The 23,337-nt window shown below is 70.8% G+C and carries 15 protein-coding genes; 4 read left to right on the top strand and 11 right to left on the bottom strand.

From position 1 onward, the window contains the following. Positions 1–2: 2 nt before the first annotated feature. The 3 genes from ACFY0K_RS05080 to ACFY0K_RS05070 form a co-directional block, all read right to left on the bottom strand. The gene (locus ACFY0K_RS05080; RefSeq protein ID WP_390638646.1) at positions 3–950 is read right to left on the bottom strand and encodes a carbohydrate ABC transporter permease; all 948 of its coding nucleotides are present in this window, start codon (positions 948–950) and stop codon (positions 3–5) included. Positions 951–962: 12 nt separating this feature from the next. Next, positions 963–2,306 carry an extracellular solute-binding protein gene (locus tag ACFY0K_RS05075; RefSeq protein ID WP_390638645.1) on the bottom strand — a complete coding sequence of 448 codons (1,344 nt, stop codon included), beginning with the start codon at positions 2,304–2,306 and terminating at the stop codon, positions 963–965. A 119-nt stretch (positions 2,307–2,425) separates the two neighbouring features. After that, positions 2,426–3,490, bottom strand: coding sequence for a LacI family DNA-binding transcriptional regulator (locus ACFY0K_RS05070; RefSeq protein WP_390638644.1), 1,065 nt, complete (start codon positions 3,488–3,490; stop codon positions 2,426–2,428). Between the two features lie 216 nt (positions 3,491–3,706). Here ACFY0K_RS05070 and ACFY0K_RS05065 point away from each other — a divergent pair, with 216 nt between their 5' ends. Continuing rightward, complete coding sequence (locus ACFY0K_RS05065; RefSeq protein ID WP_390638643.1) at positions 3,707–5,566, top strand: glycoside hydrolase family 2 protein; 1,860 nt, start codon at positions 3,707–3,709, stop codon at positions 5,564–5,566. A gap of 66 nt (positions 5,567–5,632) precedes the next feature. On the opposite strand, the gene ACFY0K_RS05060 is transcribed toward ACFY0K_RS05065, so the two are convergent. From ACFY0K_RS05060 to ACFY0K_RS05035, 6 genes are all read right to left on the bottom strand, one after another. Then, on the bottom strand, positions 5,633–8,860 hold the full coding sequence (locus tag ACFY0K_RS05060) for a TIM-barrel domain-containing protein (RefSeq protein WP_390638852.1): 3,228 nt from the start codon (positions 8,858–8,860) through the stop codon (positions 5,633–5,635). Positions 8,861–8,916: 56 nt separating this feature from the next. After that, the gene (locus tag ACFY0K_RS05055) at positions 8,917–9,921 is read right to left on the bottom strand and encodes an ABC transporter permease (RefSeq protein ID WP_390638851.1); all 1,005 of its coding nucleotides are present in this window, start codon (positions 9,919–9,921) and stop codon (positions 8,917–8,919) included. 23 nt (positions 9,922–9,944) lie between these two features. Continuing rightward, complete coding sequence (locus ACFY0K_RS05050) at positions 9,945–10,907, bottom strand: ABC transporter permease (RefSeq protein ID WP_390638642.1); 963 nt, start codon at positions 10,905–10,907, stop codon at positions 9,945–9,947. Beyond that, on the bottom strand, positions 10,900–12,417 hold the full coding sequence (locus ACFY0K_RS05045; protein ID WP_390638641.1) for a sugar ABC transporter ATP-binding protein: 1,518 nt from the start codon (positions 12,415–12,417) through the stop codon (positions 10,900–10,902). Before ACFY0K_RS05045 ends, ACFY0K_RS05050 begins: the two co-directional genes overlap by 8 nt. A gap of 1 nt (position 12,418) precedes the next feature. Then, on the bottom strand, positions 12,419–13,513 hold the full coding sequence (locus ACFY0K_RS05040; RefSeq protein WP_390638640.1) for an ABC transporter substrate-binding protein: 1,095 nt from the start codon (positions 13,511–13,513) through the stop codon (positions 12,419–12,421). 143 nt (positions 13,514–13,656) lie between these two features. Then, the gene (locus tag ACFY0K_RS05035) at positions 13,657–14,670 is read right to left on the bottom strand and encodes a LacI family DNA-binding transcriptional regulator (protein WP_351962437.1); all 1,014 of its coding nucleotides are present in this window, start codon (positions 14,668–14,670) and stop codon (positions 13,657–13,659) included. A 157-nt stretch (positions 14,671–14,827) separates the two neighbouring features. Here ACFY0K_RS05035 and ACFY0K_RS05030 point away from each other — a divergent pair, with 157 nt between their 5' ends. The 3 genes from ACFY0K_RS05030 (at position 14,828) to ACFY0K_RS05020 (ending at position 21,959) form a co-directional block, all read left to right on the top strand. Further along, on the top strand, positions 14,828–17,449 hold the full coding sequence (locus tag ACFY0K_RS05030; protein ID WP_390638639.1) for a PA14 domain-containing protein: 2,622 nt from the start codon (positions 14,828–14,830) through the stop codon (positions 17,447–17,449). Between the two features lie 260 nt (positions 17,450–17,709). Further along, on the top strand, positions 17,710–20,175 hold the full coding sequence (locus ACFY0K_RS05025; protein WP_390638638.1) for an RICIN domain-containing protein: 2,466 nt from the start codon (positions 17,710–17,712) through the stop codon (positions 20,173–20,175). 119 nt (positions 20,176–20,294) lie between these two features. Then, the gene (locus ACFY0K_RS05020) at positions 20,295–21,959 is read left to right on the top strand and encodes a ricin-type beta-trefoil lectin domain protein (RefSeq protein WP_390638637.1); all 1,665 of its coding nucleotides are present in this window, start codon (positions 20,295–20,297) and stop codon (positions 21,957–21,959) included. Between the two features lie 101 nt (positions 21,960–22,060). Here the strand turns inward: ACFY0K_RS05020 and ACFY0K_RS05015 are convergent, their stop codons facing one another. Both ACFY0K_RS05015 and ACFY0K_RS05010 read right to left on the bottom strand, forming a co-directional pair. Continuing rightward, positions 22,061–22,393, bottom strand: coding sequence for a nuclear transport factor 2 family protein (locus ACFY0K_RS05015; protein ID WP_390638636.1), 333 nt, complete (start codon positions 22,391–22,393; stop codon positions 22,061–22,063). 10 nt (positions 22,394–22,403) lie between these two features. Continuing rightward, positions 22,404–23,303, bottom strand: a complete 900-nt coding sequence (locus ACFY0K_RS05010) for an SDR family oxidoreductase (protein ID WP_390638635.1) — start codon at positions 23,301–23,303, stop codon at positions 22,404–22,406. Between the last annotated feature and the right edge of the window lie 34 nt (positions 23,304–23,337).

Here is a 23,337-nt window from a genome sequence, read left to right as displayed (position 1 = left end):
GCTCAGGCCGCGCTGCCGGTGGCGCGACGGCGCCGCAGCCCGTACCAGGCCGCCGAGACCGCGACGATGATGACGAAATACACCATGGTGGCGGCAGCGCCGTAGCCACCCCGGTAGGCGGTGAAGCCGGTGTCGTAGATGTACTCGATGACCGGCCGGGTGGATTGGTCGGGTCCGCCGCCGAGCAGCTGGTAGATCTGGTCGAACACCTTCAGCGAGGCGAGGATCTGCAGGATCAGCACCAGGCTGGTGGTCCGGCCGAGGAGCGGCACCGTGATGTGGCGGATCTGCTGCCAGGGGCTCGCGCCGTCGAGGGCCGCCGCCTCGTAGACGTCCGCGGGGACGTCCTGGATCGCGGCGGTGTACAGGACGAAGTTGAAGCCGAACGTCCACCACACGGTCATCAGCACGACGGCGGTCCAGCCACCCGAGGTGCTGCCGATGAAGTCCGGTACCGGCAGTCCGACGGCGTCGAAGACCTTCGGGAGGAGGCCGATCTGCGGGGTGTACATCCACAGGAAGATCAGGGTGACCACCGAGGACGGCACGACGTACGGCACGAAGAAGGCGATGCGGTAGAAGAGCCGGCCGCGGCGGATGCGCGAGGCCAGGACGGCGACGCCGAGCGCGAGGATCACCAGCGGGGGCGTGGTCAGCAGCGTGAAGAGCACCGAGTGCCACATGCTCTCCCAGAAGAGGGAGTCGGTGAGCACCTCGTGGTAGTTCGACAGGCCGACGAAGTCCCCGAGACCGCTCTTGACGGTGGTGGTGTTGAAGAAGCTCAGCACCACGCCGACGAGCAGCGGGCCGACCAGGAACAGCAGGTAGATCACGAGGAAGGGGGCGGTCAGCAGCCTGCCCGCCCGGCGTTCGGAACGGGTGGGCCGGTCGGTGGTGAGCCCGGCCGGGGAAACGGCTCGTACCGGTCGCGTCGGGACGACGGTCGTCATGGTGACTGCCTCCTACTTCGTCGTGACCGGCGGTCGGGACGTGGTGTACCGCTTCAGGGCGGAGCGCATCGCGCCCGCCATGCCCCCTGGCGTGATCCGTCCGGCGAGCGCCTCGATGACCGTTCCGCCGATCACGCCCTGGAAGTCCGAGCCCGCGCCGGTGTACCAGGCCACCGGGTCGTACTGGGCGTTGAACGCGGCCTCCACGTAGTTGCGCTGCGGCGACTGGTCCAGGAACGCCTTGCTGCGCTGCGTCGGCAGCCAGGCGGGGATGTGGCCGCCCTCGGCCCACACCGCGCTGCTGTCGAGGAGGCTCCTGACGAACTTCGCCGCGTTGCGCGTGCGCGTCTCGTCGCCGCGGTCGTTGCGCGGCAGGACCAGCGCGTGCGAGTCGGCGTACGCCACCGGTTTCGGGCCGAGCAGTGCGGGGAACGGCACGACGTTGAACCTGAGGTTCTTGACCTGCCGGTAGGTGGGGATCTGCCACTCGCCGTCGAAGAGGAAGCCGGCCTTGCCGGTGCTGAAGAGGGCGTTGGCGCCGGCGCCGGTGAGGTTCTTCGGCATCAGGTCCGGGCCGGTCAGGCTCTGCATGAAGGCGACCGTCTCCCGCATCGCCTCGTCGTCGATGGCGATCTTCGTGCCTGAGTCGGTGACGATCGGGCCGGCGAGGCCGGAGTAGACCATGCTGAAGAAGCGCCAGGCGGTGGACGGGTCGGCGGTGACCGACATGACCGCGCCGTACTGGGCACCGCCCGCGTCCTTCATCGCCTTCACCGCGTCGACGAAGTCCTGCTTGCCCTTGAGAGGCACGAGGTCGTCGCCCGCGGAGTTCAGCAGACCGGCCTTGCGGGCGATGTCCACGTTGTAATAGAGGACGAAGGGGTGCGTGTCGAGCGGGACCGCGTACACGGTGCCGTCCACGGTGGCCTTCTTCCAGGCCGCCGGGGTGAACTTGTCCTGGGTGACGCCCAGTTCCGCGAGCGGGGTCCGCCCGATCGGGTCCAGCAGGCCGGCGGCGGCCAGCAGCGGAAGCCGGGAGAGGTGGGTGATGCCGACGTCCGGCGGCGTACCGCTCGCGATGGCCAGTGCCAGCTTGGTGTAGTACGGATTGCCCCACCCGAGGACTGTCGCCTCGACCGTCGTTCCCGGGTCGGCCTTCTCGAACGCCTTCTCCATCAGCACCATGTTGGCGCCGTCACCGCCGGTGAAGAGGTTCCAGAAGACGACGTCGGCCGTGTTCGGCTGCGAGCCCGTCAGACCGGCCGCGAGCGGGGAGGAGCACGCCGCGAGCCCTCCGGTCAGGGCAAGGCCACCGCCGAGGGCAAGAAACCGTCGGCGCGCCATCGCTCCGCTCATGGGGGTATTCACCTCGTTAATTCGATGTGAACTCGATGGCGCAGACCCTCGCACAGCTTTTGCATCGATGCAATAGATCGCCGGGAAGAAGTGGCCCCCGCCGTCGTCGCGGCCCGGTGTCACTCCGGCACGGGCCCCCGGCGCGAGGACTCGCGGACGACCAGCCGGTACGGCGTGGCCTCCTGGGGGGCCGCCGACCCCGCCCCCGCCTGCGCGTCCTCGCCCGGCGCGGCCTCCTCTGCCTCCTCGGGGGCCTGCATCTGCTCCTCCAGCAGGGTCAGCGAACGCTCGGCGATGACGTCGAGGTCGGGGGCGATGGAGGTGAGCGGCGGGTGGGTGTAGGCGGACTCCTGGACGGCGTCGATGCCGACGACGGCGACGTCCTCGGGTACCCGCACCCCGGAGGCGTCCAGGGCCCGCAGCGCGCCGACGGCGAGCGCGTCGTTGAAGGCGAAGATGGCGTCGGGCAGCGGGCCGTCGCCCTCCAGCAGCTCACGGACGGCCATGTAGCCCTGCTCCCTGGTCCAGTCCTCGACCGGTACGACCAGCCAGTTCACCCGCCGCACCCGGGCCGCCGACATCGCCTGCTCGTACCCCTCGGTGCGCTGGCGGCCGTTCTCGCTGCCGTTGCGGCCGAGCGCGACGATCCAGCGGCAGCCCTGCTCCAGCAGGTGCTCGACTGCCGTCCGCGCGGCCGCCACGTTGTCGATGCCGACCCTCGGGAACTGGTCGCCGACACTGTGCTCACCCAGCATGACCAGCGGAAAGTCCGGCTTCTTGACGGCGATGTCGCTGGCCGGCAGCGTCAGGGCGCTCAGCAGTACGCCGTCGGCGACATTCGTCAGACCGCCCTCGATGATCCGCCGCTCCACCTCGCTGTCGCCCGCGGTCGACTCGACGAGCACCGTGATGCCGCGCCGGCCCGCGGCCCGGATCACGGCCTGGGCGAGCTCGGCGAAGTAGGGCTCGGCGAGGAACGGCACCGCCAGGGCGATGAAGCCGGTGCGCCCCGAACGCAGCCCGCGCGCCAGGTAGTCCATGCGGTAGCCCAGCTCGTCGAGCGAGCGCTGCACCTTGGCTCGGGTGTCGGGGCTGACGTGCGAGTAGCCGTTGACCACGTTCGACACCGTGCGCACCGACACCCCGGCGTGCTCGGCCACGTCCCGCATCCGCACCTTGGCCACTGGGGCCTCCTTCCCGTCGTGCCGGCGCCCGGAGCCCGCCGGCCGGCCTCGATCGGCGCCGGACCGGCTGTCCGAGTCTGCCGCACCGGGGAGCCCCGCCTCATCGTCCCATCTCATCGAGGTATTGCATCGATGCAAACGATCACTCATGATGGCAGAGCTTCGATCGTGGAAACGCCTATGCCGGGAATTCCGGAAAAGGCAGGAGGAGGGTTCGTGAAGGCGAGCGAGCAGGACGGGACGTATCCGAGGCCGATCCTGCGGCGGGAGCGGTGGCACAGCCTCGACGGCGTCTGGGAGTTCGGGTACGACGACGCCCGGGAGGGCGAGCGCGACGGGTGGTTCGCCGATCCGGCGGCGGGTGCGTTCGACCGGGAGATCACCGTCCCGTACCCGCCTGAGGCCCCTGCCTCCGGCATCGGCGAGCCCGCCGCGCACGCGGTGGTCTGGTACCGCCGCCGCATCCCCCACGAGGTCCTCGCCGTCGGCGGCGGCGACCGGGCCCTGGTGCACTTCGGAGCCGTCGACCACCGCGCGAAGGTCTGGCTGGACGGCCGCCTGGTCGCCGAACACGTCGGCGGTCAGACGCCGTTCACCGCCGACGTCACCGACGCGCTGCGCTCCGGCGCCGAGGAGCACGTGCTCGTCGTCCGCGCCGAGGACGACCCGGCCGACCTGGCACAGCCGCGCGGCAAGCAGGACTGGCAGGACCGCCCGCACGCGGTCTGGTACGAGCGGACCACCGGCATCTGGCAGACCGTGTGGGCCGAGACCGTCTCCGCGCAGCACCTCACCGACCTGGCCTGGATCCCCGATCCGAAGCGCGGCGTCGTGGCCGAGATCACCCTGTCCGCGGTGCCCGCCACGCCGGTGAGCGTGGCGATCGTGCTGTGCCACGACGGTGAGGTGCTCGCCGAGGCCACCACCGCCGTCCGCACCCCGCGCAGCCGCGTCGACCTCGTCGTCCCCGCCCTGCGCAACGGAATCGACCGCGAGGACCTGCTGTGGAGCCCCGAGCGGCCCACGCTGATCGACGCGCGGGTGACCGTCCGCGACGCCGCCACCTCCGAGGTGCTCGACACCGTCGACAGCTACGTCGGCCTGCGCAGCGCCGGTGTCGGCCGGGGCGCCTTCCTGCTCAACGACCGCCCCTACCACGTGCGTTCGGTGCTCAACCAGGGCTACCGCCCCGACACCCTGATCGCGAACTCCGGCACCGCGGAACTGCGCCGCGAGGTGGAGCTGATCAAGGCCATGGGGTTCAACGCGGTCCGCATCCACCAGAAGGCCGAGGACCCCCGCTTCCTGTACTGGGCCGACCGGCTCGGCCTGCTGGTGTGGGGCGAGACCGGGGCCGCGTACGAGTACGGCACCGAGGCCGTGGAGCTGCTCACCCGGGAGTGGCTGGACATGGTGCGGCGGGACCGCAGCCATCCCTCGATCGTCACCTGGGTGCCGGTCAACGAGAGCTGGGGCTGCTCCGACATCGCGAACGACCCGGCACAGCGGGCCTACACGGTCGCGCTCGCGAACCTCACCCGCGCGTTGGACCCGACCCGGCCGGTCATGTCCAACGAGGGCTGGGAGCACACCGACAGCGACATCATGGGTGTGCACGACTACTCCTCCGACCCTGATCTGCTCACCCGCCGCTACGGCGACGCCGCCGGTTTCGAGGCGCTGCTGGCCTCGCCGGGCCCGGCCGGGCGGACCCTCTCCCTGGACGCACGGCAGACGGAGCGCTGCCGCGCCGGTGAAGTCCCCCTGATGGTCACCGAGTTCGGCGGGCTGTCCGTGGGCGCCGAGGAGGACGAGTTCTCCTACACGCGGACCAGCTCGGACGCGCAGTACGCCGCACTGCTCGACGACGTCTTCGGGGTGCTGCACAGGAGCCCGATCGTCGCGGGCTTCTGCTACACGCAGTTCATGGACACCGCCCAGGAGACCAACGGCCTGCTGTACGCGGACGGTTCGCCGAAGCTGCCGCTGGAGACGATCCGCCGTATCGTCACCGGCAGCGAGTCCGCCCCCGAGGAGAAGCCGGAGTCACCGGCTTCTGCCGACGAGGCGCGGTGACCGGCGGCGGACCTCGGCGCGCCGACCGCGCCGAGGTCTGCCGGGCTCCGTCCCCCTCAATCTGTTCTATCTGTACGAGATGGCCGTGGCGGCGCGGATGCTCTGCGGGGGCAGGGTGATCCGCAGTACGTGGGCGCCGGCGTCCCAGTGCCAGGCCGGGGTCGCCAACCGGGCACCGTCCGCGGCTACTTGGGTCGGTGGCGTGTCGACACCCAGGAAGGACACCGTCCAGGTGCGACGGCCTGTCTGTCCGGGGAAGGTTCCCCTGGCGGGTGCGATCCTCAGCAGGTGGGTGTCCTTGTGCTCGGTGTAGCGGATCCGGGTGGTTGCCGTACGAAGCGGTTGTGCGGTGGTGCCGTCGTCCTCGTAGAGGGAGAAGGCGCCGGATGATCCCGTGGCCACGGTGACGCTGATCTTGTCGAGCGGGCTCTGGCTGTCGTCCGGCACGTTGTCGGACCGGGTGGTGACGATGCCGCCCGCCCGGACGAAGACCGGCATGGTGTCCAGGGTGGTCGCGATGTCGTACGTGGCTCCGCCGGCGGATGCGGTGTAGGTGCGGCCGGTGAAGTAGTCGGTCCAGCGGCCCGGCGGGAACCACACCGGCGTGGTCGTGCCGGTGCCGGGGGTGGTGACCGGGGCGACCAGCATGTCGGGGCCGTAGAGGTACTCACTGTCCGCGCGGGTGTAGGCGTTCTCCTCCTCCGGGTACTGGAGGTACAGGGGGCGGACGATCGGGGTGCCGGTGGTGTTGGCCTGCTGCGCGAGGGTGTACGTGTACGGCACGAGCGCCTCGCGCAGCCGGAGGAACTTCTCCGCCGACTTCTGTGCCTCGGCGCCGTACTGCCACGGCAGGCGGTCGCTGTGGTTGCTGTGCAGCCGGTCGACGGGCTGGAAGGTGCCGAACTGGACCCAGCGTGCGTACAGGTCGTCGGGCAGTTTGGTGGTGCGGTGGGTCTGGCCGTTCGAGGTGTACGTCTCGGCTCCGGGGATGCCGTACCCGTCGTTGTGGCCGCCGATGTCGTGGCTGACGGCGGCGAGGCCGGTGGCGGCCGACTCCCCCGGCGTGTAGCCGACCTCGGCACGCAGGGTGCCCCAGTTCGAGGTGGTGTCACCGGTGAAGTGGAGGGTGCTGCGCTTGTCGGCCCAGGGCCCGGTGGGCAGGCCGACGCCGCCGCTGTAGCCGCCGGCCTGGAGGGAGCCGTAGGCGCGGGACAGGACGAAGCCGCGGTCACCGGTCTCGGCGGAGGTGAGGTCGGCGTACTGCTGGTTGATCCACGCGTCCGGGGTGACCCCGGACAGGGAGGAGCGGGAGGCGTCGCAGCACCAGTCGAGCCACCAGAAGTCGTTGCCTGCCTGGTCCATCGGCCGGTGCAGGTCGAGGTAGGCCTTGAGCTGGTCGGGGTCGCCGAAGTCGAAGGTGTAGCAGTCCGAACCCGCGCCGCCCGCGCAACCGCCCTTGCGTAGCCGGCCCTTGGCCGTGGCCTGGGCCTTCGCGAACTGCGGGTCGGTGCCGAGGATGCTCGGGTGCACGTTCAGGGTGTTGTGCAGTCCCTGGTGGGTGGACCAGTCGAAGAAGCCCTGGGGGTCGGGGAACTTGGCCGGGTCGAAGTTCCAGCCGCTCCAGGTGTTGGGCGACTTGAAGTCGGTGTCCGTCACCAGCACGTCCAGGGGGACGTCCGCGGCGCGGAAGGCGGGCAGGATGGTGTTCTCGTAGTCGCTCGCGGTGCGGTCGATGTATTCGGAGTACCAGACGCCGTAGGCCCAGCGGGGCAGCAGCTGTGGCGGGCCGGTCAGGGTGGCGAGGTCGGACAGGCCCTGCTGGTAGTCGTGGCCGAAGCCGAAGAGGTAGCCGTCCTGGTAGGTGCGGCCGTCATGGGCGGGGCGTGCGGAGGCCGTCTCGGTGGCGGAGTCGTAGATGGCGGACGAGGTGTCGTCGAGCAGGTACCAGCCGTCGCGGTGCAGCAGGCCGGGTGTGGTCCAGGGGGTGGGGTCGTTGTCGCCGTCGAGTCCGTCGAGGCTGCGGCGGTAGCCGCCCAGGGCGAGGTGGGGTGCGGGGGCCGCCTCGTCCTGACGGCTCAGGGCGAGGGTGTCGATGTTGACGTGGCAGCTGGCTGCCTCCGGGCAGCTCAGGGCGACTTCGTCGGTGCCCGCCTTCAACTGGACGGGGATGGCGGCCGACTGCCAGGTGTCCCAGTTGTCGGTGGCCGGGAGCGTGAGGGTCCGGGTGGCACCGCCGCCGGTGGCGACGTCGATCGTGCGGGCCTGGTGCAGGCCGTCGCTGCCCGTCCCGTTGGCGTAGCGCAGGTTCAGCACGTACGTGCCGTCCTCGGGTACGCCCGTGACGCGGTCCGAGACCCGCGATCCCTGGTTGAGTTCGGCGGTGAATCCGTAGCCGGCGTGGTTCCTGTGATCGGTGGCGACGGTCGCGGAGCCCGACAGGAGGGCGTCCTCGGCCTCGCAACTGGTGCCGAACCGGCAGCCGTCGACCGTACTCCGCGCTCGGGAGGGGTAGTCCGCTCCGGCGGTGAGCAGGGCGAGGCTGTCGATGTTGACGCTTCCGGAGTCGGCGGCGGTGCGGTGCAGTCGCACGGTGTGCGGGCCGGCGCCGAGCGTCAGCGGCAGCCTGGCCACGCTCCAGGTGTTCCAGTCCGGCGTCGCGGGCAGCGTGAACGTCCTGTCGGCGCCGCCGTCCACGCTGAGGCTGAGGGTGCGGGCCTCGTGCCGGCCGTCGCCGCCGACGGCGTTGGCGTAGCGCACGGCGAGGTCGTAGGTGCCGGAGGCCGGCGAGCTCATGTCCGCGGAAACGGAGTTGTTGTCGACCTCGAATCCGGCGAGGAAGCCCTTGCCGGTGAATCCGCCGTGGTCGGCGGCGAGGCCCGGACCGTCGTACTGCTGGTCCTCGGCCTCGCACAGGGCGCCGACGGCGCAGACGTCGTGCTGCCAGGGCGCCGCCAGCACCGGTGTCCGGCCGGCCTTGAGGGACGTGGTCAGGTTGTCGGCGTCGAACGGGCCGGAGCCGACCCGGTAGCGCAGGGTCATGGCGCTGGTGGTGAGGGTCAGGACGCCGTCGCGCACGGACGAGGTGTAGTGCGGCGGGCTGAAGGAGTCCCGGCCGATCGCGTTGAAGGTGGCACGGTCCTCGAAGTGGCCGTCTCCGGAGTACTCGGTCCGGATCAGTGTCGGTGACAGGACCTCGAATCGGGCGTTGTCGACGCGCACCGTGGCGGTGCGGGCCCTGGCGGGCGTGGCGCCCGCCGCCGCGACGCCCGGCGTGACCAGGCAGAGCCCGGCCAACGCGCCGGCCGCCACCGCGGCGACCTGCGTGCGGCGGGATTTCGACGAGAAAAGTTTCACAGCACCCTCCGTCTCCGGCCCAGCCAGGTCTGGGCCACCACCACCACGGCCAGGAACGCTCCGCTGACGACCTGCTGGTAGGCGGAGTCGAGCGCGCCGATCTGGTTGATCACGTTCTGGATGACCTTCAGCAGCAGCACGCCGACCAGGGAGCCGCTGATGAAGCCGGAACCGCCGCTGAGCAGCGTGCCGCCGATGACCACGGCCGAGATGGCCTCCAGTTCCATGCCGTTGCCGAGGATGGTCACGCCCGACAGCAGCCAGGCCGCGTTGAGCGCGCCGGCGAGCCCGGCGCACAGACCGGAGAGGGTGTAGACGGAGATCTTCGTACGGGCCACCGGCGCGCCCATCAGGGCTCCCGCGTCCTCGTTGCCGCCGACCGCGTAGACGTACTGCCCGAATCTGGTCCGGCGCAGCACGACGGCGCCGAGCACGAACAGCGCCACGGTGATCCAGACGGGCACGCCGATGCCGGCCAGGGAGCTCTGCCCGAGGGTGGCGAAGAAGGAGTCCTTGTCGACGAGATACGTCGTCGAGCCCTCGTCGGTGACGGCCAGCAGGATGCCCCGGGCGCCCAGCATCGCCGCCAGGGTGACGATGAACGGCGCGAGCCGGACCCGTGCGATGAGCACTCCGTTGACCAGGCCGATCAGTCCGCAGACGGCGAGCGGCAGCAGCAGGGCCACCGCGGTGCCGTACCGCGAGCCCCAGGCGGCGAGGACCCCGCCGAGGGCGAACAGCGAGCCCACCGACAGGTCGATGCCGCCAGTGACGATCACGAAGGTCATGCCGAGGGCGACCACGGCGAGGAACGCCGAGGACAGCGCCATGTTCTCCAGGTTGTCGCCCGTCAAGAAGGTGTCGAAGCTCAGCGACGCCACGGCCATGGCGATCACGAGGGTGACCAGGGCACCGTGCTGCTGCGCGAGGCCGCTCAGCCGCTCGGAGCGGTTCGTGGGCCCGGCAGCGGCGCCCCTGCGGCTCGCGGTGTCGGGGGGCATTCCGGCCTCTTCGGTCTGCGTGGTCATCGCCTGCCTCGTTCCCGGGCCGCACAGACGGCGAGGACGATCACCACGGCCTGGGCGATCTGGGTCCACGACGGCGGCAGATCGTGCTTGATGAGGGTGGTGGTGAGCAACTGGATGAGCACGGCTCCCGCGACGGTGCCGCCGATGCGCACCCGGCCGCCGCTGAGCGGGGTGCCGCCGACGACCACGGCGGTGATGGCGGACAGTTCCATCAGAGTGCCGAGGGAGGTGGGATCGCTCGCGGCGAGGCGGGCGGTGGCCAGCACGCCCGCGACCGCGGCGAGGGCACCGGAGCAGACGTAGACCACGACCAGGACCCGGCGTACCGGGAGGCCGGCGAGCCGGGCGGCGGCCCGGCTGTCGCCGATGGCCAGGACCTGCCGTCCGAAGGTGGTGCGGCGCATCACGAAGGCGACCAGCAGGGCGAGCGCCGCAGCGATGAGGACCAGGTAGGGCACGCCCGACACGTCGCCGGAGCCGAGTGCCGCGAGGCCCGGGTCGTGTACGTCCTTGAGCTGGGGCAGCAGGACCAGGGCCAGGCCGCGTCCGGCGACCATCAGGGCGAGGGTGGCGACGATGGGCTGGACGCCGACGAACGCGATCAGCGCGCCGTTCGCGACCCCGACCGCGGCACCGGCGACCACCGCGGTCAACGTGGCGATCCAGGGCCCGTAGCCGAGGTAGAGCGAGAGCAGCGAGGTGGCCAGGGCCATCACCGAGCCCACCGACAGGTCGACGCCCTCGGTGCCGATCGCCAGCGCCATGCCCAGGGCGACGATGAGGACGGGGGCGACCTGGACGGCCTGGGTGCGGAAGTTCTCCGCGGAGGCGAAGTGCGGGGTGAAGGCGAAGTTGAACAGCAGCAGCACCAGGACGCCGGTGTACACGCCGTAGTCCTGGAGCAGGCGCAGCAGCCGGGCGCGGTCCGGCGTGCCGGGCGCGAGGGTGAGGTCAGTCATCGCTCCCTCCAGCGGGTACGGCGGCGATGGCGCGCATCAGCTCGCCCTCGGTCACGGCCTGACCGGTCAGCTCGCGGACCACGGCGCCGTCCTTGAGGACCACCACCCGGTCGCTGCCCTCGATCAGTTCCTCGGGGTCGGAGGAGATCAGCAGCACGGCGAGGCCGTCGTCGGCGAGTTCGTCGACGAGCGCCTGCACCTCGGCCTTGGCGCCGACGTCGATGCCGCGGGTCGGCTCGTCCAGGAGCAGGACCTTCGGCTGCATCGCGAGCCAGCGGGCCAGCAGGACCTTCTGCTGGTTGCCGCCGGAGAGTTCACCCACCGTCTGGTGCGGGCCCGCGGCCTTGATGCGGAGCCGTTTCATGAACGTCTCCACGATCCGGTCGACCCGGGCGTCGTCGACGAGGCCGAAGCGGGACAGGCCGGGAAGTGCGGCGAGCGCGATGTTCTCACGGACCGACAGACCCGGCAGGATGCCCTCGCTCTTGCGGTCCTCCGGCAGCAGGCTGATACCGGCGCGGATCGCGGCGGCGGTCGAGCCCGGCCGCACCGGGACACCGGCGACGGCGACCCGGCCGGTGTCGGTGGGCAGGGCGCCGGCGATGGCCTTCGCGGTCTCGCTGCGGCCGGAGCCGAGCAGTCCGCCCAGGCCGACGACCTCGCCGGGGCGGACCGACAGCGACACGTTCCGCAGCTGGTGCCGGACCGTCAGGTCCGTTGCGGTCAGGACCGGTTCGGCTTGTGTGTCGTGCGAGCCGGAGAACTTGGTCATGCCCTCCGCGCGTACCTCGCCGATCTCCCGGCCGAGCATCAGGGCCACCAGCCGCAGCCGGTCGAGGCCGGCGAGCGGGCCGGTGTGCACGACGCGGCCGTCGCGCAGGACGGTGATCGTGTCGCACAGTTCGTACAGCTCGTCCAGGCGGTGGCTGACGTAGACGACCGCGACGCCGCGCTCGCGCAGCATGCGGATCACCTCGAACAGGGTCTGCACCTCGCGTGGTTCGAGGGAGGACGTCGGTTCGTCCATGATGACCACGCGGGCGTCGACGGCGACGGCGCGGGCGAGCGCGACCATCTGCTGGGCGCCGACGCCGAGTTCGCGCAGCGGCCGGCGGACGTCGACCCGGATGCCGAGTCCGCGCAGTGCCTCGTCGGCCTCCCGGTGCATGCGCCGGAAGTCGATCAGGCCCAGCCGGTTCAGCGGCTCGCGGCCGAGGAACAGGTTGCGGGCCACGCTCATCAGCGGGACGAGGTTGACCTCCTGGTAGATGGTGGAGATGCCCGCCTGCTGGGCCTGCAGCGGGGTGGTGAAGCGGACCGGCTCCCCGGCGTAGGTCACCTCGCCGTGGTCGGGCCGGTACACGCCGGTGAGCACCTTGATGAGCGTCGACTTGCCGGCGCCGTTCTCGCCGACGAGCGCGTGCACGTGTCCGGCACGCGCGGTGAAGTCCACGTCGGCCAGCGCGCGCACGCCGGGGAAGGTCTTGGACAGCCGGGTGACCGAGAGCATGTCAGTAGGCCTTGCCGAGGTCCGCCCGGGCGTTGCTCTTGTCGTAGGCGCTGTCCTTGATGACGATGTCCTGCCCGACCTTCTCGCCCTTGGTGAAGGTGCCGAGGGTCTGGAAGGCGAGCGGCCCGAAGCGCGGGTTGGACTCGATGACCGCGTAGATCCAGCCGTCCACGATGCCCTGTACGGCGTTGCGGGTTCCGTCGATCGTCACGATCTTGACGTCGCCGGGCTTCTTGCCGGCGCCCTTGAGGGCGTTCACGGCGCCGAGGCCCATCTCGTCGTTCTCGGCGTAGATCCCGGTGATGCCGGGCTTGGACTGGATGAGGTTCTCGGTGACCGACTGGCCCTTCTCGCGGGCGAAGTCGCCGGTCTGGCGGAACACGATCTTCAGGCCGGGTGCCTTCTCCTTGATGCGGTCCTCGAAGCCCTTGGTGCGCTCGGTGGTCACGTTGTTGCCGGCCGAGCCGAGGAGGACGGCGATCTCGCCCTTGCCGCCGGTCGCCGCGATCATCTGGTCCGCGGCCCGCTTGCCCTGTTCGGTGAAGTCGGAGCCGATGAAGCTCACGTAGTCCTTGCAGGCCGTCGCGTTGATCTTGCGGTCGATGGTCACGATCGGGATGTGTCTGGCGGCCGCGGTGCGCAGCACCGGCTCCCAGCCGTCGGAGTTGAGCGGTGCGATGACCAGGAGGTTCGCGCCCTTGGCGATGAGGTCCTGGACGTCGCTGATCTGCTTGGAGAACTGCGACTGGGCGTTGGCGGTGAGCAGTCTGACGCCCTGTGCCCTGGCTTCGGCCTTGATGGAGGCGGTCTCCGCGATGCGGAAGGGGTTGGCCTCCTTCTCGGACTGGGAGAAGCCGACGGTGGCGGTCTTCAGGTCGAGTTTCTGTCCGCCGTAGGCGTCGACGGTGCAGGTCGGGCCGGCGGCGGTGCCGGGCGAGGCGACCGCCTGGCCGGCGTTGTCCTGCTGGGCGGCGGAGGGCTTCGTGTCCGAGTCCTCGGACTTGGTGCAGCCGGTCGCGAGGGCGAGGCTCGTCACCAGGCCGGCGGCGAGAAGGGTTCGAGCGGAAGTGCGACGGGCGAGTGCGGTGGGCTTCATGAGTGTCCCCAAACGGCACGGCCCCGGAGCTGAGAGCGCTCTCGGGGGAGACTTGCTCTTGCGTCAACTCGGCGTGCTCGTCGTTCAGGGGAGGTTTTTACATCGTTGGAAGGGTCGTGTAAAGCCTTCCGTCCGAAATCTCGTCAACGTCGGCCCAGAGTGCTCTCCCGCTCCACCAGCCTGAATTCCGCGGTCAGTTCGCGGCCGCCGGGCTCCGCGCGGCCCGAAAGGCTGCGCAGCAGCGAGGCCACGGCCATCTTCGCGATGGCCTGCTTGTCCGGTGACACCGTCGTCAGGGTGACGGCGCCGAACCGCCCCTCCGCGATGTCGTCGAAGCCGACCACCGCCACATCCCAGGGCACCCGCAGGCCCCGCTCGTGCAGCACCCGCATCGCCCCGATCGCGATCAGGTCGTTGAAGGCGAAGACGGCGTCCGGACGCACTCCCGAGTCCAGCAGCTCGGCCATGGCCCGCGCGCCGTCGTCCCGGTCCCAGCCGCCGACCGGCACCACCAGGCCGTCCGGGGCGGGCACCCCGGCCGCCGCCAGCTCCGCGCGCCAGCCGTCCAGGCGCAGATGGGCGGGCCGGTTCACGGAGTCGGTGCGCACGCCGAGGTAGGCGATCCGGGTCCGGCCGCGGCCCAGCAGATGGCGCACCGCGCACCGGGCCGCCGCCACGTTGTCGATCGCGATGTGGTCGAAGGGCAGGCCGTACTCGCGTTCCCCGAGCAGCACCAGCGGCACGTCGCCCGGCCGGCCCCGCAGGTCCTCGGCCTCCAGGGTCAGCGGGCTGAGGATCAGCCCGTCGATCACCCCGCCCCGGAAGCCCTGGCTGACCAGGATCTCCTGTTCGCGCTCGCCTCGGGTGTGGTCGAGCAGGACGGTGAACTCGTGCTCCGCGGCCGCGTCGATCACCGCGCCGGCCAGCTCCGCGAAGTACGGGTTTCCGAGCTCGGGAACGGCGAGCGCGATGATCCCCGTCCGGCCCTTGCGCAGATGCCGCGCCGTCAGGTTGGGCCGGTAGCCGAGCTCGTCGATCGCCGCCTGCACCCGGGCCCGCATGGCGGGGGTGACGTGCGGATAGTTGTTCACCACGTTGGACACGGTCTTGATCGAAACGCCCGCGCGTTCCGCCACGTCCCTCAGGCTGACCCGCAAGGGATCTCCTCAGCGTCGATGGGTGCCCCGCGCCCCCGGGATTGTCATGTCCCTGGACACAGGCCGAGAGCCGTGCTCTCATGCCAACTGCCGTTCCTTCCAACGTTGTACAGACTGAAGCAACGAGCCGCCACCCTTCCTCACCCAAGGAGGATTCGTGCGCATCAGACCTCTCGGGCAACGCCTCGCCCTGCTGCTCGCCGCGGCACTGGGCCTGGCCGGCCTCACCGCTCCACCCGCCGCCACCGCGGCCGCCGCCACCGCGGCCGACAATCGCGTCGAAGTCCACGGCCTCAGGGGCGACTACTACACCCAGTCGGCCCCCGGCGCCTTCGACTTCCACGAGCTCAAGGCCACCGGGTTCGACCCGAACCTCGACTTCGACACCCTGGAGCCGCGCCTGAACTTCGCCACCGGCCAGTCGGACGACGTCAGCGTCCGCTGGACCGGCAAGATCGTCCCGGAGAAGACCGGCCCCACCACCTTCTCCGTCATCGGCGACAACGGCTTCCGGCTGTGGGTGGACGGCCGGCTGGTCATCGACCACTGGGTGGACGACTGGGACATCGAACAGACGGGCCAGCCCGTCGAGCTGACCGCCGGTACGGCCTACGACATCAAGGTCGAGTACTTCGAGCACTACGGCGGCTCCAACCTCCACCTGCGCTGGACCCCGCCCGGCGGCACCAAGACAGCCGTACCGCAGTCCGCGTTCCGGCTGCCCGACGGCTTCGACTACGACGGCGCCGTCTCCACCGCCGTCCAGGCGAGCGGCCGCACCCTCGCCCTGGAGTTCGCACAGCCCCTCGGCAGGCCGCCGACCGGGCTCGGCGACCACCTGGACGCCGTGATCGGGGGCGCCAGTTGGCCCCTGGGCGACGCCCGGCTGGACTCCGCCGACCCCCGGAAACTGCTGATCACGCTCAAGGAACCCGTCGTCGGCAACAAGACCGGCACCGCGTCCGGCCTGGCCGACGTGCGCTACGACGGTCAGGGCGGACTGGCCGGCACGGATGGCAACGTTGTCGGCTCCTTCTGGAGCAGCGGTGCCAACAAGTCGACCTACGAGCTGCGCACCAAGTGGGCCGACCAGGTCGGGCCGGGCAACGCCCACCCCGAGTACCCGAGGCCCCAGCTCACCCGCGGTGACTGGCAGAACCTCAACGGGACCTGGCAGTTCGCCGCGGCCACGGCGGGCGAGCAGCCGCCGGTGGGCAGGAAGCTCGGCGAGAAGATCCTCGTCCCCTACCCCGTGGAGTCCCAGCTGTCCGGGCTCGAACGGCACGAGGACCACATGTGGTACCGGCGCACCTTCACCGTGCCGGCCGGCTGGAAGATCGGCTCCGGCAGGCGGCTGCAGCTGAACTTCGGCGCCGTCGACTGGCGGGCGGAGGTGTACGTCAACGGCACCAAGGTGGCCGAACACCAGGGCGGCTACGACAAGTTCAGCGCCGACATCACCGACGCGCTGAAGCCCGGCCGCACCCAGGAGCTGATCGTCGGCGTCTACGACCCCACCGACGCGGCCGACGGCGAGAACCCGCCGGTCGGCAAGCAGCGCCTGGACCCGAGCGGCATCTGGTACACGCCGACCTCCGGGATCTGGCAGACGGTGTGGATGGAGCCGGTGGCCGCCGACCACGTCGACCAGCTCAAGCTCACCCCCGACGTCGACGCGGGCACCCTCACCGTCGAGCCGCAGGGCGTCCGCGACGGCCTGCCGGTGACCGCGACCGCCTACGAGGGCAAGCGCAAGGTGGCCACGGTCACCGGCCGCAGCGGCACACCGCTGACCCTGCGCCTGCACAACCCCCGTCTGTGGTCGCCCGCCGACCCGTTCCTCTACGACCTGAAGGTGACGGTCGGCGCCGACCGTGTCGGCAGCTACTTCGGGATGCGGTCGGTCAGGGTCGAGAAGGTGAACGGCGTCCCGCGCACCCTGCTCAACGGCAAGCCGGTCTTCATGATGGCAACCCTGGACCAGGGCTTCTGGCCGGACGGGCTGTACACCGCCCCGACCGACGAGGCGCTCGCCTACGACCTGAAGATGCACAAGAGCATGGGCTTCAACGCGGTGCGCAAGCACATCAAGGTCGAGCCGGACCGCTGGTTCTACTGGGCCGACCGGCTCGGACTGATGGTGTGGCAGGACATGCCCGCGATGACGGCAGGCGTGAACCCGTCCACGCAGGCGCGCGCCGAGTACGAGCGCGAGATGAAGCAGATGATCGACGAGCACTACAGCAGCCCGTCGGTCGTCATGTGGGTCACCTTCAACGAGGGCTGGGGCCAGTACGACATGGCCCGCATCGCCGACCAGGCCAAGTCCTGGGACCCGACCCGGCTGGTCAACTCCATGTCCGGGCTCAACCTCGGCGCGGACGGCGGCACCGGCGACATCATGGACGAGCACGGCTACCCCAGTCCGGCCCTGCCGCCGCATCCCGACGGCCGACGCGCCCTGGTCAGCGGCGAGTACGGCGGCCTCGGCCTCGCGGTGCCGGGGCACGCCTGGTCGGTGCAGCAGTCGTACGTGGACGTCGACCCGGCGAGCTACACCGACGACTACCTGGCCAAGCTCGCCGAGGTCCACGCGCTCGCCTGCCGGGGCGGCAACGGCGCGGTCTACACCCAGATCTCGGACGTCGAGGGTGAGCTCAACGGCCTGCTGACGTACGACCGCAAGGTGGTCAAGCCCGACGTCCGACGGCTCAGGACGGCCCAGCAGGCGCTGATCTCCGACGCCTCACGGGCCACGCCGGCCGGGTGCACCGCCTGACGCCCGCCCGGAATCGGCGCCCGCCTCCCCGCGCCGCGCCGAGTGTCCTGAACCATCCCTGAAAGGAGTGCGGTCCGCCGCCGCCCGAACGGCGGCGGACCGCCCCGTTGCTCCTGCGCACCCTCTGGACACGGTCCCCCGTCCGTGCTGTCATGCCGATTGGTCTCTACCTTCCAACGTTGAAATACCCCAGGCGCCTCAGTGATCAGCTCCAGGGCCCTGGTCCCCGCACGTCCCGGATCGTGCCAGGAGGCTCCCCCATGCCCCTGAACCGCAGACACCTCGTCGCCGGCGCGCTCACCGCGGCCGGGGCGAGCGCCTTCCCGCTCGCCGTGGCCGACCCCGCCCAGGCGGCGCGCGGTACCGGCACCGCACCCAGCGCGGCATCGGCGCGCGTGGCGCCTGCCCCCGGCGGGCTCTACTCCCCCAACGCTGCGCCCCTCTCCCCCACCGCCTTTCTGCGCCTGCCGCCCGGCGCGGTCACGGCGCGCGGCTGGCTCGACAACCGGCTGCGGCAGCAACTCGCCGGGCTGTGCGGCCAGTACGCCGCGATCTCGCACTTCCTGGTGATGTCCGACTCGGGCTGGGTGCACCCCGAACGCACCGGCTGGGAGGAAGTCCCGTACTGGCTGCGCGGATACGTCGACCTGGCGATCCTCACGAAGGACGCCACCGCACTGGCCGCCGTGCGCCAGTGGATCGACGCGATCGTGGCCACCCGGCAGTCCGACGGCTGGTTCGGTCCGACCGCGCTGCGCACGTCGCTCGGCGGCGGCCCGGACTTCTGGCCCTTCCTGCCGCTCACCTGGGCCCTGCGCAACTGGCAGGAGTACAGCGGGGACAGCCGGATCGTCCCCCTGCTCACCGGCTTCTTCCGCTTCATGAACGCGCAGGGGCCCTCCGCGTTCGACCAGAGCTGGGTGTCGGTGCGCTGGGGCGACGGCCTGGACAGCGTCTTCTGGCTCTACAACCGCACGGGCGACTCGTTCCTGCTCGCTCTCGCGGACAAGATCCATGCCAACGGCGCCGACTGGGTCGACAACCTGCCGTCGCTGCACAACGTCAACATCGCGCAGGGGTTCCGCGAGCCCGCCCAGTACGCGCTGCGCTCGCCGTCGGCCGCGCTCACCCAGGCGGCGTACCAGAACTACACGTCGGTGATGACCTCGTACGGCCGGTTCCCGGGCGGCGGATTCGCGGGCGACGAGAACGCGCGGCCCGGATTCGGCGACCCCCGGCAGGGCTTCGAGACCTGCGGCATCGTCGAGTTCATGGCCAGCCACCAGCTGCTGACCCGGATCACCGGCGACGCGGTGTGGGCCGACCGCTGCGAGGACCTGGCCTTCAACTCGCTGCCCGCGGCGCTCGATCCGTCCGGCAAGGCCGTCCACTACATCACCAGCGCCAACAGCGTCGACCTCGACAACACCCCGAAGTCCCAGGGCCAGTTCCAGAACGGCTTCGCCATGCAGTCGTTCATGCCGGGCGTCGACCAGTACCGCTGCTGCCCGCACAACTACGGGATGGGCTGGCCCTACTTCACCGAGGAGCTGTGGCTCGCCACTCCCGACAAGGGGCTGGCGGCCGCGATGTACGCGCCCAGCCGGGTCACCGCGAAGGTCGCCGACGGCACCGCGGTGACCGTCACCGAGACCACCGACTATCCCTTCGGCGACACGGTCACCCTGACGGTCTCCACCCCGAGCCCGCTCGCCTTCCCGCTGTATCTGCGGATCCCCGGCTGGTGCGGATCGCCGCAGGTCACCGTCGCCGGCGCCGCCGTCTCCGCGTCGGCCGGGCCGTCCTGGTCCGTGGTCCGGCGCACCTGGAACGACGGCGACACCGTCACGCTGCGCTTTCCGCAGCCGACGGTGCTGCGCACCTGGACCGGCGGCCGCGGGGTCACCGCGGTCGACCGGGGACCGCTCACGTACGCGCTCCGCATCGGCGAGAACTACGTGCGCTACGGCGGCACTTCCCAGTTCCCCGAGTACGAGGTGCACGCCACCACGGCGTGGAACTACGGACTCGCGCCTGACGACGGGACCTGGACGTTCAGCCGCAGCGCCGGACCGCTGCCGGACGATCCGTTCGGCAGCGGCGCGACACCGGTCCGGATCACCGCGCCCGCGCGGCGGATCGCCGAATGGCAGGCGGACGAGCAGCACGTGGTGTCCCCCGTACAGGACTCGCCGGCGCGCAGCACCGCTGCCGTCGAGACCGTGACGCTGATTCCGATGGGCGCCGCCCGGCTGCGGATCTCCGCGTTCCCCACCGCCTCACCGACCGGCCATCCGTGGCAGCCGGTCGCCGTGTACCGGCTGATCCGCAACAGCAACTCCGGCAAGGTCATGGGTGTCGACCTGATGTCCACCGCCGACAGCGCACACGTCGTCCAATTCGACGACAACGGCACCGCCGACCACCTCTGGCAACTCATCGACAACGGCGACGGCTGGTACCGCATCCGCAACAAGAACTCCGGCAAGGTCCTCGGCGTCGACCTCATGTCCACCGCCGACAGCGCACACGTCGTCCAATTCGACGACAACGGCACCGCCGACCACCTCTGGCAACTCATCGACAACGGCGACGGCTGGTACCGCATCCGCAACAAGAACTCCGGCAAGGTCCTCGGCGTCGACCTCATGTCCACCGCCGACAGCGCACACGTCGTCCAGTACGACGACAACGGGACCGCCGACCACCTGTGGCAGTTCGGGTAGGGCCGGGAGTCCGCCCTGTTCCACTGCCGTCGTTCACATCACTGGAGGTCAGGTACATGACATTGAGGTCGGCAAGACCACAGCCCGGCAGATGGAGAAGGACCCTCGGTCTGATTCCCGTGGTCGCTCTCATGGTGGCGGCCACCGTCACCGGCTCGCTCACCGCCCAGGCGGCCGTGCCCCCGACGCCGGCGGGCTTCTCGCTCACCTGGAGCGACGACTTCAACGGCGCGTCCGGCACCGGCATCGACCAGAGCCTGTGGAAGTACGACACCGGGCCGGGCAGCAGTTTCGGCACCGGTGAGATCGAGACCATGACCAGCAGCACCTCGAACGTCTACTACGACGGCCAGGGCCACCTGGTGCTCCAGGCCCTGCACTCCGGTTCCGACCCGCGCAGCGGGTGGACCTCGGGGCGCGTGGAGACCCAGTCGGCGTCCTTCGGCGCCCCGGCCGGCGGAGTCGTCCGCATCGAGTCCGTCCTGCAGCAGCCCAACGTCACCACCGCCAACGGCGCGGGCTACTGGCCGGCGTTCTGGATGCTCGGCGCACCGCTGCGCTCCGGTGTGACCTGGCCGAAGTCCGGCGAGGTCGACGTCATGGAGGACATCAACGGCCGCGGCTCCGTCTTCAGCACGATCCACTGCGGGGTGAACCCGGGCGGGCCGTGCAACGAGTCGACCGGCATCGGATCGGGTGAGCGCGCCTGCTCCGGCTGCCAGACCGGCTTCCACGACTACGCGGTGGAGATCGACCGCTCCGTGTCGCCGGAACAGATCCGGTTCTACCTCGACGGGAACAACTTCTTCACCGTCAACGCCAACCAGGTGGACGCCACGACCTGGTCCGACGCGATCGACCACCCCTTCTTCATCATCTACGACCTGGCGATCGGCGGCGGGTTCCCCGACGCGTTCGGCGGGGGCCCGAACGCGGCCACGGTCTCCGGCGGCAAGCTGGTCATCGACTCGGTGGCCGTGTACAACAAGGGTCCCGGCTCCGGCGGTGGCGGCGGCTCGGTGACCGGCCAGACGATCACCGGTCCTGGCGGCAAGTGCGTGGACGTGGCCGGTGACGACACCGGCGGCGACGGCACCGCGGTCCAGCTGTGGGACTGCCAGTCGGCCGCCAAGGACCAGCACTGGACGTGGAGCGGCCAGACCCTGCAGACCCTCGGCAAGTGCCTGGACATCGCGGGCGCCAACAGCGCCGCGGGCACCAAGCTGCAGCTCGCCACGTGCAACAGCGGCGGCTACCAGTCATGGGTACGGCAGACCGACGGTACGCTGCGGAACCCGGCCAGCGGCCGGTGCATCGACTCGCCGTCGGGCGCCACGGCCAACGGCACCCGGCTGCAGATATGGGACTGCAACGGCTCCGGCGCCCAGCAGTTCGCCATCGGTACCCCCATCTACGGTCCGGGCGGCAAGTGCGTGGACGTGGCCGGTGACGACACCGGCGGCGACGGCACCGCGGTCCAGCTCTGGGACTGCCAGCAGGCGACCTCGCTCGACCAGAAGTGGACCTGGAGCGGCCAGACCTTGCGCACCCTGGGCAGGTGCCTGGACATAGCGGGCGGTGTCAGCACGGCAGGCACGAAGCTCCAGCTGGCCACCTGCAACGGCGGGGGGTATCAGACCTGGGTCGCCAACACCGACGGCTCGCTGTACAACCCGACCACCGGCCGCTGCGTCGACTCGCCCTCGGGCGCCACCGCGAACGGCACCCGGCTGCAGATCTGGGACTGCAACGGCTCCGGCGCCCAGCAGTTCGCCCTGGCATGAGCCGAAGGTGCGTGATCCCCGCAGCCGGCGGGGATCACGCACCCGCCCGCCCGGTCGTGGGCGGCGCCGCTCGCGGCGACGCCGGGGCGGCACGCGCGGTGTCACGGAGCGATCCGCAGGCTCGCGATCAGCCCGTCGCGCAGGCGGAAGGTCATGGGACCGGTGCCGTTGTACCCGTTGCCGGTCACGGTCAGGGTCGCGACATAGGTGCCGTCCGACGCGCCGGGCTCGATCGCGTCCAGCGTGAAGTGCGCCTGTACGCCGATGTTGTCGGTCCGGTCCCAGGCGCGCACACCGTCGCGGCCGCGGTATGCGCGGCCCCAGTCGTCGAGTTCGGCGTCGTGGGTGAATGCGGCGGCGAACGCCTCGGCGTCGCCGCGGTTGGTCGCATCGACGAAGGCCTGGACGGCCGCGGGGACTTCGATGGTGCTCATGGCAGATTCCTCAGCTCTGGACGGTGAGCAGGTCGGCGAGGCCGATGCGGGTGAGGAAGCCCCGGCGAATGCGGTCCGCGGTCTTGGAGACCTCCTCGGATCCGTCGTCGGCGGGGTCGACGTGCACGCGGTAGGGGCGCTTTCCGGCGGGCAGGGCGACGATGCGGGCGATCTCCTCGGAGACGAGCGACGCGGGCGCGTCCTCGGGAGCGAGGGCGGCGAGCTTGGTCGCCATCTGGTCCACCAGGCCCGGGTACCGGCTCTCGTACTCGGCCTCGACGGCGGGGTCGTCGGGGTGGCCGGCATGAGCGAAGTGGTTGGTGCCGCTGGTGAACGAGCCGGGGACGACGATCGCGGTCTCCACGCCCCAGCGGGCGAGTTCGCCGGCGTAGGACACCGCGAGGGAGTCCATGGCGGCCTTGGCCGCGAAGTAGGGGGCGAGGTAGGGCGGGGTGCCGCCCTTGACGCTGCTGCTGGACACCCAGAGCACCAGTCCTCGCCGGCGCCGGCGCATGCCCGGCAGCACGGCGCGGTTGACGCGCTGGGTGGACAGGACGTTCACGTTGTAGAGCTCGGCCAGCTGGTCGGGGGTGAAGGCCTCGGCGGGCCCGGTCACCATGTGCCCGGCGTTGTGGATCAGCACGTCGACGCGGCCGTGCTCGGCTTCGATCCCCTTGACGGCGGTGTCGACCGAGTGCTGGGAGTTCACGTCGAGTTCGATGGAGCGCAGGTCGACGTGGTGCTCGTCGGCGTAGTGGGCGGCGGCCCGGACCTGGGGCGCGTTGCGGCCGGTGGTCTGGCGCATGCCTGCGTAGACGGTGTGGCCGGCGTCCGCCAGCGCACGGGCGGTGAGTGCTCCGAAACCGCTGGAGGCGCCGGTGATGACGACGACGTTGCCGGTGGTGGACATGGAGGTGTTCCTTTCCGCGATGACAGTGCGGGGG

The organism is Streptomyces sp. NPDC001507, from assembly GCF_042894765.1.
GTDB lineage: Bacteria > Actinomycetota > Actinomycetes > Streptomycetales > Streptomycetaceae > Streptomyces.
Note: the sequence above shows the minus strand (reverse complement) of the source record. Positions and strands in the feature narration are given on the sequence as shown.

Bases quoted from the DNA above. Each gene is read 5' to 3' on its own strand.
- ACFY0K_RS05080 (WP_390638646.1), bottom strand. From the start codon at position 950: ATGACGACCGTCGTCCCGACGCGACCGGTACGAGCCGTTTCCCCGGCC.
- ACFY0K_RS05075 (WP_390638645.1), bottom strand. From the start codon at position 2,306: ATGAGCGGAGCGATGGCGCGCCGACGGTTTCTTGCCCTCGGCGGTGGC.
- ACFY0K_RS05055 (WP_390638851.1), bottom strand. From the start codon at position 9,921: ATGCCCCCCGACACCGCGAGCCGCAGGGGCGCCGCTGCCGGGCCCACG.
- ACFY0K_RS05050 (WP_390638642.1), bottom strand. From the start codon at position 10,907: ATGACTGACCTCACCCTCGCGCCCGGCACGCCGGACCGCGCCCGGCTG.
- ACFY0K_RS05045 (WP_390638641.1), bottom strand. From the start codon at position 12,417: ATGCTCTCGGTCACCCGGCTGTCCAAGACCTTCCCCGGCGTGCGCGCG.
- ACFY0K_RS05040 (WP_390638640.1), bottom strand. From the start codon at position 13,513: ATGAAGCCCACCGCACTCGCCCGTCGCACTTCCGCTCGAACCCTTCTC.
- ACFY0K_RS05025 (WP_390638638.1), top strand. From the start codon at position 17,710: ATGCCCCTGAACCGCAGACACCTCGTCGCCGGCGCGCTCACCGCGGCC.
- ACFY0K_RS05015 (WP_390638636.1), bottom strand. From the start codon at position 22,393: ATGAGCACCATCGAAGTCCCCGCGGCCGTCCAGGCCTTCGTCGATGCG.
- ACFY0K_RS05010 (WP_390638635.1), bottom strand. From the start codon at position 23,303: ATGTCCACCACCGGCAACGTCGTCGTCATCACCGGCGCCTCCAGCGGT.